This window comes from Pseudonocardia sp. ICBG1034 (genome assembly GCF_020131375.1).
Classification (GTDB): Bacteria; Actinomycetota; Actinomycetes; order Mycobacteriales; family Pseudonocardiaceae; genus Pseudonocardia; species Pseudonocardia alni.
On the sequence record NZ_JAHLEK010000023.1, the window covers coordinates 165,418 to 180,861 of the forward strand.

Consider the following 15,444-nt stretch of genomic DNA (forward strand, 5'->3'; position numbering starts at 1 on the left):
ACCCCGCGTACGGGGCGGCGGGACTCCGGGACACGGTCGACGGGGGTGCGGTCCGCGGCGGGCAGGGCGACGGTCGACGCCACGATGTCCTCGGGGCGGGCGACGCGTCCGCGGGCGGTGGGCCGCGTGGGCTCAGAGCCGGCTGCCGACGACGTCCGGCGGGCCGGGGGTACCGGCCCACGGCGACCGGCCGTCGGCCACGCCGCGTCCACCGGGCCCGCCGGCGCCACCGTCCTACGGGCGGCAGGCTGCGGCGCGGGCGGGACCGCGGGTGCCGTCGTCCGGGGCGTGGACGACGCGGCCCGTCGCCCGGTCGGCCACGGCGCGACGGCACGACGTCCGTCGACGGGCGGCTCGGGCGAGCGGTGCCGGCCGGAGTCCGCGGTGTCCGGCCGCTCCTCGGAACGGTGGGAGCCGGGCCGGCGGGCGTCGGCCCCGGCGGGGGCGGCGTGGCGCGACGTGTCCGGGCGCTCCCCGGCCCACGACGCACCACTCCCCGATTCCTCCACGCAAGCAGGACGCGCGGGCCCCCGTCCGGTTGCCCCGTCAGGAGGTCGCGCGCGTCACCCCGCCTGCGACCGTGGATCAGGCGGGCGGGGTACCGACGGTCGCGGGGGCACCGTAGGACCGCAGGACCTCCGGCACCGTGACCGTCCCGTTCACGTCCTGGAAGTTCTCCATGATGGCGAGCATGGCGCGGGCGGTGGCGCCGGTCCCGTTGAGCGTGTGCACGTTCTCGGTCGGCGCTCCGGCCTCGCGACGGAACCGGACGTTCAGGCGTCGTGCCTGGTAGTCGGTCGTGTTGGAGCACGAGGTGATCTCGCGGTAGCGCTCCTGGACCGGGAACCAGGCCTCGATGTCGTACTTCTTCGCGGCCGGGTTGCCGAGGTCGCCGACGGAGATGTTCTGCACCCGGTAGGGCAGCCCCAGCTCCTGCACGATCGACTCCTCGTGGGCGAGCAGCTCCTCGTGCACGTCCCGGGAGTTCTCCGGCAGGCAGTAGACGAACATCTCGACCTTGTCGAACTGGTGCACCCGGAACATGCCCTTGGTGTCCTTGCCGGCCGCGCCGGCCTCGCGACGGAAGTTCGTGGAGAACGCGACGTAGCGCGCGGGCAGCGTGTCGAGCTCGACGATCTCGTCCATGTGGATCCCGGCGAGCGCGACCTCGGAGGTGCCGGTGAGGTAGAGGCCGTCCTTCTCCAGCTCGTAGAGGTTCGACGCCTCGGTGGGCAGGAAGCCGGTGCCGTACATCGCCCGCTCGTTCGCCAGGACCGGGCCGAGCACCGGGACGAAGCCCTCGCCTGCGAGCTTGTCCATGACGTAGCGGAACAGGGCCATCTCGAGCCGCGCGACGTCGCCGAAGCGGTAGGCGAACCGCGACCCGGACAGCCGCGCGCCGCGGGCCATGTCGACCCGGCCCGTCGACGACGCGAGGTCCAGGTGGTCGCGCGGGGTGAAGTCGAAGACCGGCGGCTCGCCCCAGGTGCGGACGGTGACCGCGTCCTCCTCGGCCATGCCGTCGGCGGCGGTCGGGTCGGGCAGGTTAGGGATGCGGGCGAGGAGCTCGGAACGCTCGACGTCGGCGGCGGCGAGGGCGTCCTCGGCGGCGCGCAGCTCCTCCTTCTCCCGCTTGAACTGCTCGACCTGCTCGGGGGTCGGCTTGCCCTTGGGCCGCTGCTTGGCCGCGGCGCGCAGGCTGCCGACGCGGTCGGTGGCCTCCCGCCAGCGGGCGTCGACCTCCAGCAGGGCGTCGAAGTCCGCGGACGCGCCGCGACGGGACAGCGCCGTGCGGAAGGTGTCCGGGTCCTGTCGGGCCGCCTTGAGGTCGATCACTGCTGTTCCAGCCTCTCGCGTAGTGGAGGGGCCATCGTAGGACCGGGAATGATCGGACCCGCGCGGTGGTAGTCCCCACCATGAGTGTTTCCCTCGGCCGGTACGGCGTCTGGCGGCACGAGACCGGGTTGTCCCCCGATCTCGCCGTGGAGATCGAGAAGCTCGGGTTCGGTGCGGTGTGGGTCGGCGGCTCCCCGCCCGGTGACCTCGCGCTGACCGAGTCGCTGCTCGACGCGACGACGTCGCTGGCCGTGGCCACCGGCATCGTGAACATCTGGGCCACCCCCGCCGACGAGGTCGCGGAGTCCTTCCACCGCATCGAGAAGAGGCACCCGGGCCGATTCCTGCTCGGGATCGGCGTCGGACACCCCGAGGCCACCAGCGACTACACCCGCCCCTACGCGGCGCTCGTCGCCTACGTGGACCGGCTCGACGAGCTCGGCGTCCCCACCGAGGGGCGTGCCCTCGCGGCGCTGGGCCCGAAGATGCTCGACCTGGCCCGTGAGCGGTCCGCCGGGACGCACCCGTACCTGACCACGCCCGAGCACACCCGTTCGACCCGCGAGCGCTACGGCACCGGAGCGCTGATCGCCCCGGAGCACAAGGTCGTGCTCGACGACGACCCCGCCGCCGCCCGCGCCCTGGGCCGCCCGGCCGTCGAGAAGCCCTACCTGGGCCTGGTCAACTACCGGAACAACCTGAAGCGGCTCGGCTGGGCCGAGTCCGATCTCGACGACGGCGGCAGCGACGCCCTGATCGATGCGCTCGTCGCGCACGGCACCCCCGAGCAGGTCGCGGCCCGGCTCGACGAGCACCTCGACGCCGGCGCCGACCACGTCTGCGCCCAGGTCATCACGCGCGGGATGGCCGAGCCGGAGGGCGACCTGCGACGGCTGGCGAGCGCACTGGGGCTCGGCAGCGCGGGCTAGCCTGGGCCGGGTGCGCCCCACCCCCGACGACCCGTCCCTGCTGGGACCGTTGCGACGGCCGGCGCCACTGATCGTGGCGGCGGCCGTCGCCGTCTTCGCGGTCCTGGCCTGGGCCTACCGCGGCGATGCGACCGCCGGGCGGATCGACCGGGGCGCCGACACCGCGGTGGACGCGCTGGGGCACCGCTCGGGCTCCCTGCTCGCCGACGCGGTGACCTTCGGGTCCCCGCCGACGGTCGTGCTGTGCGCGCTGCTGGTCGCCGGGCTGGCCCTGTACCTGGGACGACGGCGTCTGGCCGTGCTGGCCGTCGTCGGCCCCGGCCTGACCGGCATCGCGACGACGGTGCTCAAGCCGCTGATCGGCCGGACCATCGGCACCGCCACCGCGGACGGCTACGCCTTCCCCTCCGGCCACACCGGCGGCGCGGTGTCGATCGGGCTCCTCGTCGCGCTGCTGCTGGTGGGGCTGCTGCCGGTGGCCCGCACCGGGCCCGCCGTCGCCACCCTGGCCGCGACGGCCCTGCTGGCCGGCGGCACCGTCGGCGCGGGCATGGTGCGGATCGGGGCACACTACGCCACCGACACCGTCGGCGGGTTCTGCGCCGCGGTCGCACTCGGGCTGGGCTCGGCGCTGGTCATCGACCGGGTCGCCGACCGCCGGATCCCGCCCGTCCGCACGACCTGACCGGGGTCCGGCACCGCAGGTGTGGAGCCCGGGCCGGCGGCACGACCCGACCGCGGGGCCGGCACGGCCGGGTGCGGGGCCCGTCCGGGTACGGGGCCGGACCCGCTCACCCGTCCACCACCGTCCGGCCGGTCTCGACCGCGGGGCAGCTGGTGCGGACCGGGCACCGGTCGCAGTCCGGCCCGGCGCGGGCGACGAACACCGCACCCGCCGAGTCCTCGGCGCAGGTCATCAGCACGTCGCGCCAGTGCCCCATCTCCTCCGGGCGCAGCGCCGCCTGCTGCGGCTCCTTCGCCTCCCCGTTGGCCTTGCGGTCGGCCAGGAACAGCAGCCGCGCCCCGCCTGGCTCCACCCCACCCCCGACGAGCTGGTCGAACGCGCCGAGCGAGGCTGCGAGCTGGTAGACGGCGAGCTGGTGGTGCTCGGCGGTGGCCCGGGCCGAGGTGGCCGTCTTCCCGGTCTTGACGTCGACGACGACCGGGCGCCCCTGGTCGTCGCGTTCGAGCCGGTCGACCCGGCCGCGGAGCCGGACCCGCCGGGCCGCCCGCGCGGCCCCGCCGCCGCGGCCGCCCGCGCCGTCGCCGTCGGTGTCGACCGGGAGGAGCGCGGCCCCCGCCGGGGCGTCGTCGCCCGCACCGATGCCGCCGGGTGGCAGGCCCGGGTCGTCGCCCTCGCTGTCGTCCTCGCCGTCCAGGTCCAGCTGCACCGGCTGCTCGACGGCCACCAGCTCCAGCCCCTCGGTACGGCTGCGGCGGACCCAGTCGTCGAAGGCGGCGAGCATCTCGCGCACCCGGACCAGCTCGCGGCGCCCGAACCACGGCGCCCCGGAGTCCAGCCGCCGCCACGCCGAGCGCAGCGCCTCCTCCAGCTCCACCGGGTCGGCCCCGGCGGCGCGGGCCTGCACCAGCGCGTGCACCAGGGACCCGGTGACCGCCGACAGCGCGCCGGTCTCGTCGCCGCCGTGCCGGGACAGCACCCAGCGCAGCGGGCAGCCGGCGATCGTCTCGACGTCGGAGGGCGAGATCGGGACGAGCTCGCCCTCGGCGCGCAGCGGGGCGCCGTCGGACAGGTCGGCGACGCCGTACCAGTCGTCGGGGTGGGCCCCGGGGACGCCGTCCGCGGCGAGCCGGGCCAGCTGGGTCGCCGCCCGGTGCCGTCGTGCGGCGCGTCCCGGGTCGCCGTGGTCGGGCTCGGTGACGGCGCGCCGCAGCTCCCCGACCAGCTCGGCCATCACCAGGGAGCGCTCGGGCCGGTGCACCGGGCGGGCCTCGGCGACGTCGGCGGGGCGGGGGTCGAGCTCGTCGAGGAACCGGGAGGGCTGCTCGTCCTCCCCCTGCACGGCGCTGACCAGCAGCGTCGTCCGGGCTCGGGTACAGGCGACGTAGAACAGCCGCCGCTCCTCGGCGAGCAGCGGCGCCGTGCGGGAGACGGCGTCGTCGGGGGCGGCGACCCCGCCGACGAGGTCGACGAGCCGCTCGTGGCCGAGCAGGCTGCCGCGCAGCCGTACGTCGGGCCACAGCCCCTCCTGCACCCCGGGCACCGCGACGACCGTCCACTCGCGGCCGCGGGCGCCGTGTGCGGTGAGCAGCTCGACCGCGCCGCCCCGGGGCGCCTGCGGGGCCAGGGTCTCCCCCGGCAGCTGCTGGTCGAGCAGGTACTCCAGGAACCCGCCGACGTCGGCGCCGGGCAGCCGGTCGGTGTAGCGGGCGGCGGCGTCGAACAGGGCCAGGACCGCGTCGAGGTCCCGGTCGGCGGCCGCTCCGCCGGGGCCGCCGCGGGCGCTGGCCTCGCTCCAGCGCTTCGCCAGGCCGGTGCGCCGCCACACCTTCCACAACGTCTCCTCGACCTGCTCGCCCGCGCCGATCGAGCGGGCGGCGGTGTCGAGGAGGCGGCCCACGTCGCGCATCGGGGCGGCCTCGGCGGGCGAGAGCATCGGCAGCGGGTCGGGGCGGCCCGCGACGGCGTCGCGCAGCATCCCGACCAGCAACGGGTCGCTGCTCGCCGCGGCCGGGTCGACCTCACCCGCCTCGACGCGCTCGTCGTCGGCGAAGGTCCGCACGTCGTGCCCCGCGGCGGCGTGCATCCGCAGCAGGCCGCGGCGCAGCCGCCGCATCCGCATCGGGTCGCCGCCGCCCAGCGGTGAGGTGAGCAGGGAGGTCGCGAGGTCGGCGTCGACCGCGGACGGCCGCCATGCCGCGCGCAGCACGAGGAGCAGCGGCACGACGGCGGGCTGGCGCGGCAACGGCACCTCGTCCGGTGGTGCGGCCAGCGGGACCCCGGCCGCGGCCAGCGCCCGGCGCAGCGCGGGCAGGGTGCGCCGCGCGGACCGGGACAGCACCGCCATGTCCGACCAGGGCACCCCGTCGACGAGGTGTGCGCGCCGCAGCCGGTCGGCGATCCACCCGGCCTCCGCGGACGGCGACCCGAACACCCGGACCTGCAGCGCCTCGCCCACCCCGGCCCCGTCCGGGGCCTCGGGGGCCGGGTCGTCGTGCTCCGGGCCGCGCCGGGTCCGGGTCACCCCGGAGCCGGGCAGCTTCTCCGCCACCCGCAGGCCCGCCGCCCGTACCCCGGGCCGCTGGCGGTGGTCGACGGTGAGGACCTCGGTGGGCGCGTCGAGCACGGTCAGGCCCTGCGGGTCCGCACCACGGAAGGTCAGGACCGCCTGGTCGGGGTCGCCCGCGAGCAGCGTGGACCCCGCGTGCTCGGCCAGCGCCGCGACCAGCTCCATCTGCTGCGGGTCGAGGTCCTGCGCGTCGTCCACCAGGAGGTGACGGACCCGGCGCCGCTCCTGCTCCCGCAGGTCCGGGTCCGCGGCCAGGGTGTCCAGCGCGGCGGCGACGAGCTCGGCGGAGTCCAGCGCCGGGGCCGTCGCCTGTGGCGCGCCCCGCCCCGCCGCCCCGCGGAGCAGCGTGACCTCCTCGTAGGTGCGGAAGAACCGGGCCGCGGCGACCCACTCCTCGCGCCCGTGCTCGCGGCCCAGCTCGGCCAGCTCGCGTGGCCCCAGCCCGCGCTCGGCCGCCCGCAGGAGCAGCTCCCGCAGCTCCGCGGCGAACCCGGGCAGCCCGAGGGCCGGGTCGAGCCGCTCCGGCCAGCCCGAGCCGGGGACGGTGCCGCCCCAGCCGTCGATCTCCCCGGCGAGCAGCTCGCGGACCACCACGTCCTGCTCGGCCGAGGCCAGCAGCCGCGGCGGCGGGTCCTCGTGGCGCGCGGCGTGCAGCCGCAGCACCCCGAACGCGTAGGAGTGCACCGTCCGCACCAGCAGCTCGCGGGTGGTGCGCACCCCGAAGTCCCCGGCGAGCTCACCTCCGCCCGCGGTCAGCAGCGACGTGAGCCGGCCGCGCAGCTCCTCCGCGGCCCGGCGGCTGCCCACCAGCAGCAGCACCGACCCCGGCGGCTCCCCGGCCCGGATGCGGCGGACCACCGCGTCGAGCAGCAGGCTCGTCTTGCCCGTGCCCGGGCCGCCCAGCACCCGCAGCGCGCCACGCTCGTGCGCGAGCACCCGCGCGGCGGCGCCGGTCCACTCCCGCACGGGAGCGGGCCGGGGGTCCGCACGCACCAGGCGCGGCGACGCCTGCTCGGGGGCTGTTCGGCTCATGGGGCGATGAGACCACGGGGCACCGACAGCGTCAGACTGCAGGCGTGGACTCCGAGACCCTGGAACGGGTGCGCGAGGTCGTCCGGTCGATCCCGCCCGGGCAGACCCTCACCTACGGCGAGGTGGCCGAGTTGGCCGGGATCCGCTCGGCGCGCCTGGTCGGCCGGATCCTCGCCGAGGACGGCCACGACCTGCCGTGGCACCGGGTGCTGCGCTCCGACGGGCGTTCGGCCCCGCACATCGCCGCCGAGCAGGCGGCCCGGCTGCGGGCCGAGGGGATCCTGATGGTCGACGGCCGGCTGCCCCGTGAGCACCGCAGGCGCTGAGGCGGCCCTCGGCCACCCCGGCGCGCCCTGATCCCGGCGATGATCCCCCCCGGGGTGAAGGTCTCGACCGGCAGCGCTGCGACCTCGTCGCTCAGCGCGTGGGTAGCGGCTGGGCGCCGGGATCGAGCCGGGCCCGGCGCCCGATCGAGGCGCACGTTCTCGCCTTGCCGGGGCAGAACGTGCGTCTCGATGCGCCGGGCGGCGCTCGACGGGACTGCGGAGGTGCTGCGTATCGGTGAGCAGAGCAAAGGGACGCCCGATCAGGACGCCGCGCGCCCTTCCACCCAGGTCGCGTCGCGGTCCCGGTCGTGCCCGATGTGCGCGACGAGGCCGTGCCCGCCGAACACCTCCGCCAGCACCGGAGCCTGGGCCGTGCCCGTCTCGATCAGCAGCGCCCCGCCCGGCGCGAGCCACTCCCCCGCCCCCGCGGCCACCCGGCGGGCCGGGTCGAGGCCGTCGCGGCCGCCGTCGAGCGCGGTGCGGGGCTCGTGGTCGCGGGCCTCCGGGGGCATCGAGCCGATCGCGCCGCTGGGCACGTAGGGGGTGTTCGCGACGAGCACGTCGACGCGTCCCCGCAGCCCGGTGGGCAGCGCGGCGAACAGGTCACCGGTGTGCACCGTCCCCACCCCGGCCAGGTTCTGCGCGGCACAGGCGGTCGCGACCGGGTCCGCGTCGGCGGCGTGGAGGTCGACGGCGGCCCGGCGCGCGACGGCGAGCCCGAGCGCCCCGCAGCCGCAGCACAGGTCGACCACGAGCGGGCGCCCGGGATGCGCGGAGCCCGGCAGCGCGGCGACGGCCGCGTGCACCAGCGCCTCGCTGCGACGGCGCGGCACGAACACCCCCGGGGTGACCCGCACGGTCAGCCCGTCGAAGTCCACCCGGCCGAGGACGTGCTCGAGCGGCTCCCCCGCGATGCGGCGCCGGACCAGCACCTCCAGCTCCGGCCCGTCGGCCGCGGCGGTGAGCAGCGCGGCCTCGTCCTCGGCGAACACGCAGCCCGCCGCCCGCAGCCGGGCGACCAGGTCCGGGTCGGGCCGGGGCACGGTCAGGCGGCGAGCACCGCGGCGGCCCCGGCGGCATAGCGCTTGAGGACGGCGGTCACCACGTCGTCGTGCACGCCCAGCGGGTCGGCGACGACGTCGGCCCCCGATCCGAGCAGCCGCGTCTGGAAGACCCCGGGGGCCAGGAGCCAGGACGCGACCGCGACCCGCTGCTCCCCGGCGTCGTGCAGCCGGGCGACCAGCTCGGTCACCGACGGGCTGCCGGTGGCGGCGAACCCGACCGGGACCGGACGGCCGACCCGGCGGGCGAGCATTCCGGCGCTCGCGTGCACCTGGGCGACAGCGGACGGGTCCGACGAGCCGGCCGCGGCGAGGACGACGGCGTCGCCGTCGCGGTAACCGGCCGAGCGCAGCCGGTCCAGGGCCGCGGCGGCGAGCAGGGGGTCGGGCCCCATGGAGCGGGTGACCGGGAACCGGGCCGGGTCGGCGCCGACCTCGGCGAGCTGGGCGGGCAGGTCGGTGCGCACGTGGTAGCCGGCGGCGAGGAACGCGGGGACGACGACGGCGCCGTCGTGGCCGCGGTCCCGCAGCCCGATCACGGCGTCGACGACCGTGGGACCGCGGACGTCGACGTAGCAGATCTCGACCTGCGGGCCGCGTGCGGCGACGGCCGCGGCGAGCGACCGGATCACCGCGTCGGCGGCGTCGGAGCGCGACCCGTGCGCGACGAGGAGCAGCGGGAGCCCGGTCACCGGGTCACCTCCGGGTCCTCGGCGCAGTGCGCGCCGTGCTCGGGTTCGAGTGCGAGCCGGTAGCCGCGGCGCACCACGGTCTGCACCAGGCCGGGGACGCCGAGCGCCGCGCGGAGCCGGCCGATCGCGTTCTCGACGGCGTGCTCGTCGCCCGCCCCGCCGGGCTGCGCGGCGAGCAGCTCGGCGCGGGACACGACCCGGCCGGGGCGCTTGGCGAGCAGCCGCAGCAGCGCCATGGGCGTCGGCGGGAGCGGGCACAGCGTGCCGTCGACGAGCACCGCGTGCCCGCGCAGCTCCAGCTGGTGGCCGCCGACCGGGAGCCTGCGGGCGCGGGCCGGGGCGACGGACTCGCAGGTCCGCACCATCGCACCGAGCCGGGAGCGCTGCGGCTGCACGGTCGGCACGTCGAGTGCCTCCAGCGGCGCCGCGGTGACCGGGCCGACACACAGCGCCAGCACGGGACCGCGCAGCGCGGTGAGCAGGCCCTCGCGCAGACCGCGCTCCCCGGCGCGGGCGAGGATCCCGGCCGCGGCGGGGGCGCTGGTGAACGACAGGACGTCGATCCCGCCGGCCAGGGTGGTGTCGATCAGCCGGTCCAGCGGGCCGAGGTCCAGCGGCGGCGCCCACCGGTAGACCGGCACCGTGACGACCTCGGCGCCCGCCATCTCCAGGGCGTCGACGACGTCGGGCAGCGGCTCGCCGTGCAGCTGCACCGCGATCCGGCTGCCCTCGACGCCGCGGTCGAGCAGGTGCTCCAGCACCTCGGCGGTGGACTCCGACTCCGGGGACCAGGCGTCGACCAGGCCCGACGCGCGGATCGCGCCACGCGCCTTGGGGCCGCGGGCGAGCATCTCCGAGCGGCCGAGCGCGGCGAGCAGGTCCTCGCCCAGCCCCCAGCCGTCGGCGGCCTCGATCCAGCCGCGGTAGCCGATCCCGGTGGTCGCGACGGTGATGTCCGGTGGTGCGGCGACGAGCTCGCGGGTGCGGTTCTCGAGGTCGGCGTCGTCGGCGAGGGCCACGATGCGCAGCGCGGGCCCGTGCTGGACGGTCGCGCCGCGGCGCTCCAGCATCGTGGCGAGCTCCTCGGCGCGCCGGGCGGCGGTGATGCCGACGGTGAACCCGGCCAGCGGTGGCACCGCGACCGCGTCGGGCGCGGCGGCGGTGTCTCGTGCGGCGGCGGATCGGGTCACCGGTTCTCCGTTCCTCCGATACCCCGGCCGGCCGGCGCGGAGGACGCGCGGAGGTCGCCGGGAGCGTCGCGGGTGGTGGTGGGCACGACGGTGCGGGAAGGCCCGTTCACCGTAGCCCGACCTGCAGCGCGTCGCCCATGACCCGCACCGCGAACGCGGGCAGGCTCACAGCGTCGCCGTCGTCGGCCCCGGCGAGGCAGCGGCCGTCGCGCAGGGCGAAGACCTGCTTGTGGAGCGGTGAGGCGACGGTCGGTTCGCCGCCGCGGTCGCCGACGATGCCGCGCGAGACGACCGCGGCCCCGGTGAACGGGTCGATGTTGCCCAGGGCGTACACCGAGCCGTCGGCGAGACGGAACAACGCGACCTGGGTGTCGCCGACGAGTGCGGCGGCCCCCCGGCCGGGCTGCAGCCGGTCCACCGGGCAGACGGTGAGCCAGCCGGTGGGCTCGGTCCCGGCCGGGGCGGGCGCGGCGGTCGTGGTGGTCGTGGTGGTCGCGTCGAGCCGGGTGGTCATCGGGAGGACACCTCCGGGAGGCCGATCAGGACGGGCTCGTCGGGACGGCCGGGGGCCGGGACGTTCTGTCCCCGCTCCTCGACGAACCGGACGGTGGGGTCGGGGGTGTCGGGCGCGTTGACGAAGGAGACGAACCGCTCCAGCTTCTGCGGGTCGGCCAGGACGCCGGCCCACTCGTCGGCGTAGGAGTCGACGTGCCGGGCCATCGCGGCGTCGAGCTCGCCGCAGATGCCGAGCGAGTCGTCGACGATCACGGCGCGCAGGTGGTCCAGCCCGCCCTCCATCGCCTCGATCCACGGCGCGGTGCGCTGCAGCCGCTCGGCGGTGCGGACGTAGAACATCAGGAACCGGTCGATCGTCCGGACCAGCGTCGCGGTGTCCACGTCGGACACGAGCAGCTCGGCGTGGCGCGGGGTGAAGCCGCCGTTGCCGCCGACGTAGAGGTTCCAGCCGTGCTCGGTGGCGATCACGCCGAAGTCCTTGGACCGGGCCTCGGCGCACTCGCGCGCGCAGCCGGAGACGCCGGACTTGAGCTTGTGCGGGCTGCGCAGCCCGCGGTAGCGCAGCTCCAGCTCGACGGCGAGGCCGACCGAGTCCTGCACGCCGTAGCGACACCAGGTCGTGCCGACGCACGACTTCACGGTGCGCAGCGACTTGCCGTAGGCGTGCCCGGACTCGAACCCGGCGTCGACCAGGCGGCGCCAGATCGCCGGCAGGTCCTCGACGCGGGCGCCGAACATGTCGATCCGCTGTCCACCGGTGATCTTGGTGTAGAGCCCGTAGTCGCGGGCGACCTCGCCGATGACGATCAGGCCCTCGGGGGTCACCTCGCCGCCGGCGATCCGCGGCACCACCGAGTAGGTGCCGTTGCGCTGCATGTTCGCCAGGAAGTGGTCGTTGGTGTCCTGCAGGGTCGCCCGCTCGCCGTCGAGGACGTGCTCGTTGTAGAGCGTCGCGAGGATCGACCCGACGACCGGCTTGCAGATGTCGCAGCCCGACCCGCGGCCGTACCGGGAGATCAGCGCGGAGAACGAGGTGATGCCCGCCCCGGCGACGATCTCGAAGAGCTCGGCGCGGGAGTGGTCGAAGTGCTCGCACAGGGCCTTCGAGACCTCGACGCCCTGCTGCTCCAGGATCCGGGCGAGCGCCGGGACGCACGAGCCGCAGGTGGTACCGGCGCGGGTGCACGCCTTCAGCTCCGGCACGGTGTGCGCACCGTCGGCGATCGCCGCGCACAGCGTGCCCTTGGTGACGGCGTTGCACGAGCAGATCTGGGCCGAGTCCGGCAGCGCGGACGCGTCGGGCTCGGCGCCGCCCTTGGAGATGAGGGTGACCGGGTCGTCGGGCAGCCGGGACCCGACCAGCGGGCGCAGCGCGCCGTAGCGCGACGCGTCGCCGACCAGGACACCGCCGAGCAGGGTGGACGCGTCGTCGGACACGACCAGCTTGGAGTAGGTCCCCTCGACCGGGTCGTTGACGACGATCTCCAGCGCGCCCTCGGTGACCGCGTGCGCGTCGCCGAAGCTGGCGACGTCGACGCCGAGCAGCTTGAGCTGGGTGGACATGTCCAGCTCCTCGGGCGTCATCCGGGCCTCGCCGCCGAGCAGCCGGTCCGCGACGACCTCGGCCATCGCGTAGCCGGGGGCGACCAGGCCGTAGGTGCGGCCCTCCAGCGCGGCGCACTCGCCGATCGCCCAGACGGCGTCGTCACGGGTGCGGCAGCGGTCGTCGACCCAGACGCCGCCGCGCTCGCCGACCGGCAGGCCGCAGTCGCGGGCGAGCTGGTCGGAGGCCCGGATGCCGGCGGAGAACACGACCAGGTCGGCGTCGAGCTCGACGCCGTCGGACAGCGTCCCGACCAGCCTGCCGCGGTCGGTGGACACCGCGGCCAGCGACACCCCGGTCCGCACGGCGATGCCCTGCGCGGTGACCAGCCGCTCGAGCAGCGCACCGCCGCCCGCGTCGACCTGCACCGGCATCAGCCGCGGCGCGATCTCGACGACCTGCGGGGACAGCCCGAGCAGCCGCATCGCGCGCGCCGCCTCCAGGCCCAGCAGCCCGCCGCCGACGACGATCGCCGACGGCCGCCCCTTGCGGGCCGGGTCGTCGGCGGCGGCCGCGGCGGCCGCCCTGATCGCGTCGAGGTCGTCGAGGGTGCGGTAGACGAAGCACCCGGGCAGGTCCTTGCCGGGGACCGGCGGGACGAACGGGTAGGAGCCGGTGGCGAGCACCAGCGCGTCGTAGGCCAGGGTGCGGCCGGACGCGGTGGTGACGCGGCGGGCGTCACGGTCGACCGTCGCGACGGCGTCACCGAGGTGGTAGGTCACCAGCGGGTCGCCGCGCAGCTCGTCGTCGTCGAGGCGCAGCTCCTCCTCGGAGCGTCCGTCCACGTAGGAGGACAGGGCGACCCGGTCGTAGGCGCGGCGGGTCTCCTCGCCGAGGACGGTGATCTCCCAGTCCCCGGCGGTGTCCCGGTCCCGCATCGCGGCGACGAGGCGGTGGCCCACCATGCCGTTCCCGACGACGACCAGACGGCTCATGCTCTGCTCCTTCATGCCGCGCTCTCCTGCGGCGGGTCGATGTCGGCGAGCCAGTCCCGGATCCCGCAGACGACGTCGCGGCAGCTCCCGCAGCCGGTGGCGGCCCGGGTGCGCCGCGACAGCGCGTCGACGTCGTGGGCGCCCGCGCGCCACGCGGTGACCAGCGCGTTCTTGGTGACGCTGTTGCAGCGGCAGACCACGGCGCTTCCCGGCATCCGGACCGGGTCGGTGGCGGGCGACGTCTCGCCGGGCAGGGCCCGGCCGAGCAGCAGCGCGAGCCGGTCGGAGGGAGCGGGGGCGCCGGAGTCGTAGAGCCCGGTGATCATGGCGGCGGCGTCGGGCAGTCCCATGAGGACGGCCCCGACGACGCGGTCGTCGCGCAGCGCGAGCACGCCGTAGCGGCCGCGGCGGGGGTCGGAGACACGCAGCTCCTCGTCGCCCGCGGTGGGGTCGCCGAGGGCGGCGAGGTCGATGCCGCGCGCCTTGAGCCGGGTGACCGGGCGGGTGCCGCGGTAGCGCGCGGCCGGGTCGGTGCCGGTCAGCAGGTCGGCGAGGACGGCGGCCTGCTCCCAGCCGGACTGCACGAGCCCGCCCGGGGCGCCGGCGTGCTGCGCGCAGTCACCGAGGGCGTGCACCCGGCCGTCGGCGGTGGCGAGGCGGTCGTCGACGAGGATCCCCCGGTCGACCGCGAGCCCGGCGTCGGCGGCCAGCCCGCTGTTCGCACGCACCCCGGCGGCGACGACGACGTGGTCCGCGGCGATCCGGGAACCGTCGTCGCAGTCCAGGCCGGCCTCGGGGTCCCAGGCCTTGGCGCCGACACCGCAGCGGACGTCGACCCCGAGCCCGCGCAGCGCGGTCGCGAGCACCTCACCGGCGCCGGCGTCGAGCTGGCGCTCCATCAGGTGGGTGCGCGGGTGCACGAGGGTGACGGCGACACCGCGTCCGGCGAGTCCGCGGGCGGCCTCGACCCCGAGCAGCCCGCCCCCGACGACGGCGATCCGCGCGCCCGGCGCGGCCGCGTCGAGGATGCGCCCGCAGTCGTCGAGGTCGCGGAACAGGCTCACGCCGCGGGCCGGGACCTCCGGGGCCCCGGGGTCGGCGAGACCGTCGACCGGCGGCAGCCAGGCGCGGCAGCCGGTGGCGAGGACCAGCTCGTCGTAGGGGTGGACGGTGCCGTCGTCGGCGTGGACGACGCGCGCGGTCCGGTCGAACGCCGTCGCCGCGACGCCGGTGTGCAGGGCGATGCCGTCGACGACGGGCAGCGCGACCATGGCGGGCCGCAGCCCGCCGGCGAGCACGGTGGACAGCAGCACCCGGTTGTACGCGGGGCGGGACTCCGCGCCGAGGACGGTGAGCGTCACCCGCTCGCCGTCCGGGTCGCGCCGGCGGACCTCCTCCACGAAACGGGCGCCGACCATGCCGTGCCCGATCACCACCACGCGCCTGCTCATGACACCGACGGTAGGAACGGGGGGTTACGGGCAGAACGCCGGCCATTGCACGGGCGTTACGAGGTCCTCATTCTCGGCGGGCGCCCTCCGTGAGCCGGGACCTCGCAGCGGTTCCTCCCACCTCGCAGCCTCTGCAGGGTGTGCGACGTGGGGCGGGAGCGTGCGAGGTGCGCCCGTGCAGCGCGCGGGGTGCGCCGTCGCGACGTGCCGGGTGCTGCGTTCAGCGGTCGAGGACGCCGGCGACGCGCGCCGACCACCGCTCGTGCGCGGACTGGCGGGTGATCCCGGCGGCACGGCCGACCGTCTCCCAGCTGACCCCGATACGGCGGAGCCCGACCAGCTGCGGCAACGGGTCGAGGCCGGCGGCCAGCGCGATCCGGAACGCGGCCAGCTGCCAGGCGGTCTCGCGACGGGCCGGGCCGTCGGTGCCCTGCTCGGCCTCCCACTCCGGCGTGCCGGGCAGCGGCGGGACACCGGCGACGGCGTCGGCGCGGCGGTCCAGCTCGGCGACCGCCGCCGCGGTGACGGCTCGGGCCGCCCCGGTGACGTCGACGACGAGGGCGTGGTCGACGAGGGTGCGGTGCTCGGGCGCGGACATGTCCGTCAGGGTATCCCTAACAAC

Annotated in this window: 12 protein-coding genes; 3 read left to right on the forward strand and 9 right to left on the reverse strand. The window is 76.7% G+C overall.

All coding sequences use genetic code 11. The annotated features are described in order from the left end of the window. Positions 1 to 585: 585 nt before the first annotated feature. A complete protein-coding gene (serS, locus tag KPF22_RS24980) occupies positions 586 to 1,836 on the reverse strand; it encodes a serine--tRNA ligase (RefSeq protein WP_208819204.1) in 1,251 nt (416 codons plus the stop codon). A gap of 80 nt (positions 1,837 to 1,916) precedes the next feature. On the opposite strand from serS, the gene KPF22_RS24985 reads away from it, so the two are divergent. Further along, positions 1,917 to 2,765, forward strand: coding sequence for an LLM class F420-dependent oxidoreductase (locus KPF22_RS24985; protein ID WP_208819215.1), 849 nt, complete (start codon positions 1,917 to 1,919; stop codon positions 2,763 to 2,765). 10 nt (positions 2,766 to 2,775) lie between these two features. Further along, positions 2,776 to 3,450 carry a phosphatase PAP2 family protein gene (locus tag KPF22_RS24990; protein WP_208819217.1) on the forward strand — a complete coding sequence of 225 codons (675 nt, stop codon included), beginning with the start codon at positions 2,776 to 2,778 and terminating at the stop codon, positions 3,448 to 3,450. Positions 3,451 to 3,556: 106 nt separating this feature from the next. Here KPF22_RS24990 and KPF22_RS24995 read toward each other — a convergent pair whose 3' ends face one another. Then, complete coding sequence (locus KPF22_RS24995) at positions 3,557 to 7,048, reverse strand: ATP-dependent DNA helicase (RefSeq protein ID WP_208819219.1); 3,492 nt, start codon at positions 7,046 to 7,048, stop codon at positions 3,557 to 3,559. Positions 7,049 to 7,092: 44 nt separating this feature from the next. Between KPF22_RS24995 and KPF22_RS25000 the strand changes: the two genes are divergently transcribed. After that, positions 7,093 to 7,374, forward strand: coding sequence for an MGMT family protein (locus tag KPF22_RS25000; protein WP_062400535.1), 282 nt, complete (start codon positions 7,093 to 7,095; stop codon positions 7,372 to 7,374). 260 nt (positions 7,375 to 7,634) lie between these two features. Here KPF22_RS25000 and KPF22_RS25005 read toward each other — a convergent pair whose 3' ends face one another. The 7 genes from KPF22_RS25005 to KPF22_RS25035 form a co-directional block, all read right to left on the reverse strand. Next, positions 7,635 to 8,417 carry a putative protein N(5)-glutamine methyltransferase gene (locus KPF22_RS25005; RefSeq protein ID WP_224403455.1) on the reverse strand — a complete coding sequence of 261 codons (783 nt, stop codon included), beginning with the start codon at positions 8,415 to 8,417 and terminating at the stop codon, positions 7,635 to 7,637. A gap of 2 nt (positions 8,418 to 8,419) precedes the next feature. Next, complete coding sequence (locus tag KPF22_RS25010; protein ID WP_208819225.1) at positions 8,420 to 9,127, reverse strand: sirohydrochlorin chelatase; 708 nt, start codon at positions 9,125 to 9,127, stop codon at positions 8,420 to 8,422. Continuing rightward, positions 9,124 to 10,317 carry a uroporphyrinogen-III synthase gene (locus tag KPF22_RS25015; RefSeq protein WP_224403456.1) on the reverse strand — a complete coding sequence of 398 codons (1,194 nt, stop codon included), beginning with the start codon at positions 10,315 to 10,317 and terminating at the stop codon, positions 9,124 to 9,126. Before KPF22_RS25015 ends, KPF22_RS25010 begins: the two co-directional genes overlap by 4 nt. A 106-nt stretch (positions 10,318 to 10,423) precedes the next feature. Next, positions 10,424 to 10,831, reverse strand: coding sequence for a nitrite reductase small subunit NirD (gene nirD, locus KPF22_RS25020; protein WP_208819227.1), 408 nt, complete (start codon positions 10,829 to 10,831; stop codon positions 10,424 to 10,426). After that, the gene (gene nirB, locus KPF22_RS25025; RefSeq protein ID WP_224403974.1) at positions 10,828 to 13,371 is read right to left on the reverse strand and encodes a nitrite reductase large subunit NirB; all 2,544 of its coding nucleotides are present in this window, start codon (positions 13,369 to 13,371) and stop codon (positions 10,828 to 10,830) included. The genes nirD and nirB overlap by 4 nt, the downstream gene beginning before the upstream one ends. 11 nt (positions 13,372 to 13,382) lie before the next feature. Beyond that, positions 13,383 to 14,822 carry an FAD-dependent oxidoreductase gene (locus tag KPF22_RS25030; RefSeq protein ID WP_224403457.1) on the reverse strand — a complete coding sequence of 480 codons (1,440 nt, stop codon included), beginning with the start codon at positions 14,820 to 14,822 and terminating at the stop codon, positions 13,383 to 13,385. 220 nt (positions 14,823 to 15,042) lie between these two features. Beyond that, complete coding sequence (locus tag KPF22_RS25035) at positions 15,043 to 15,420, reverse strand: hypothetical protein (protein WP_224403458.1); 378 nt, start codon at positions 15,418 to 15,420, stop codon at positions 15,043 to 15,045. Positions 15,421 to 15,444: the final 24 nt, after the last annotated feature.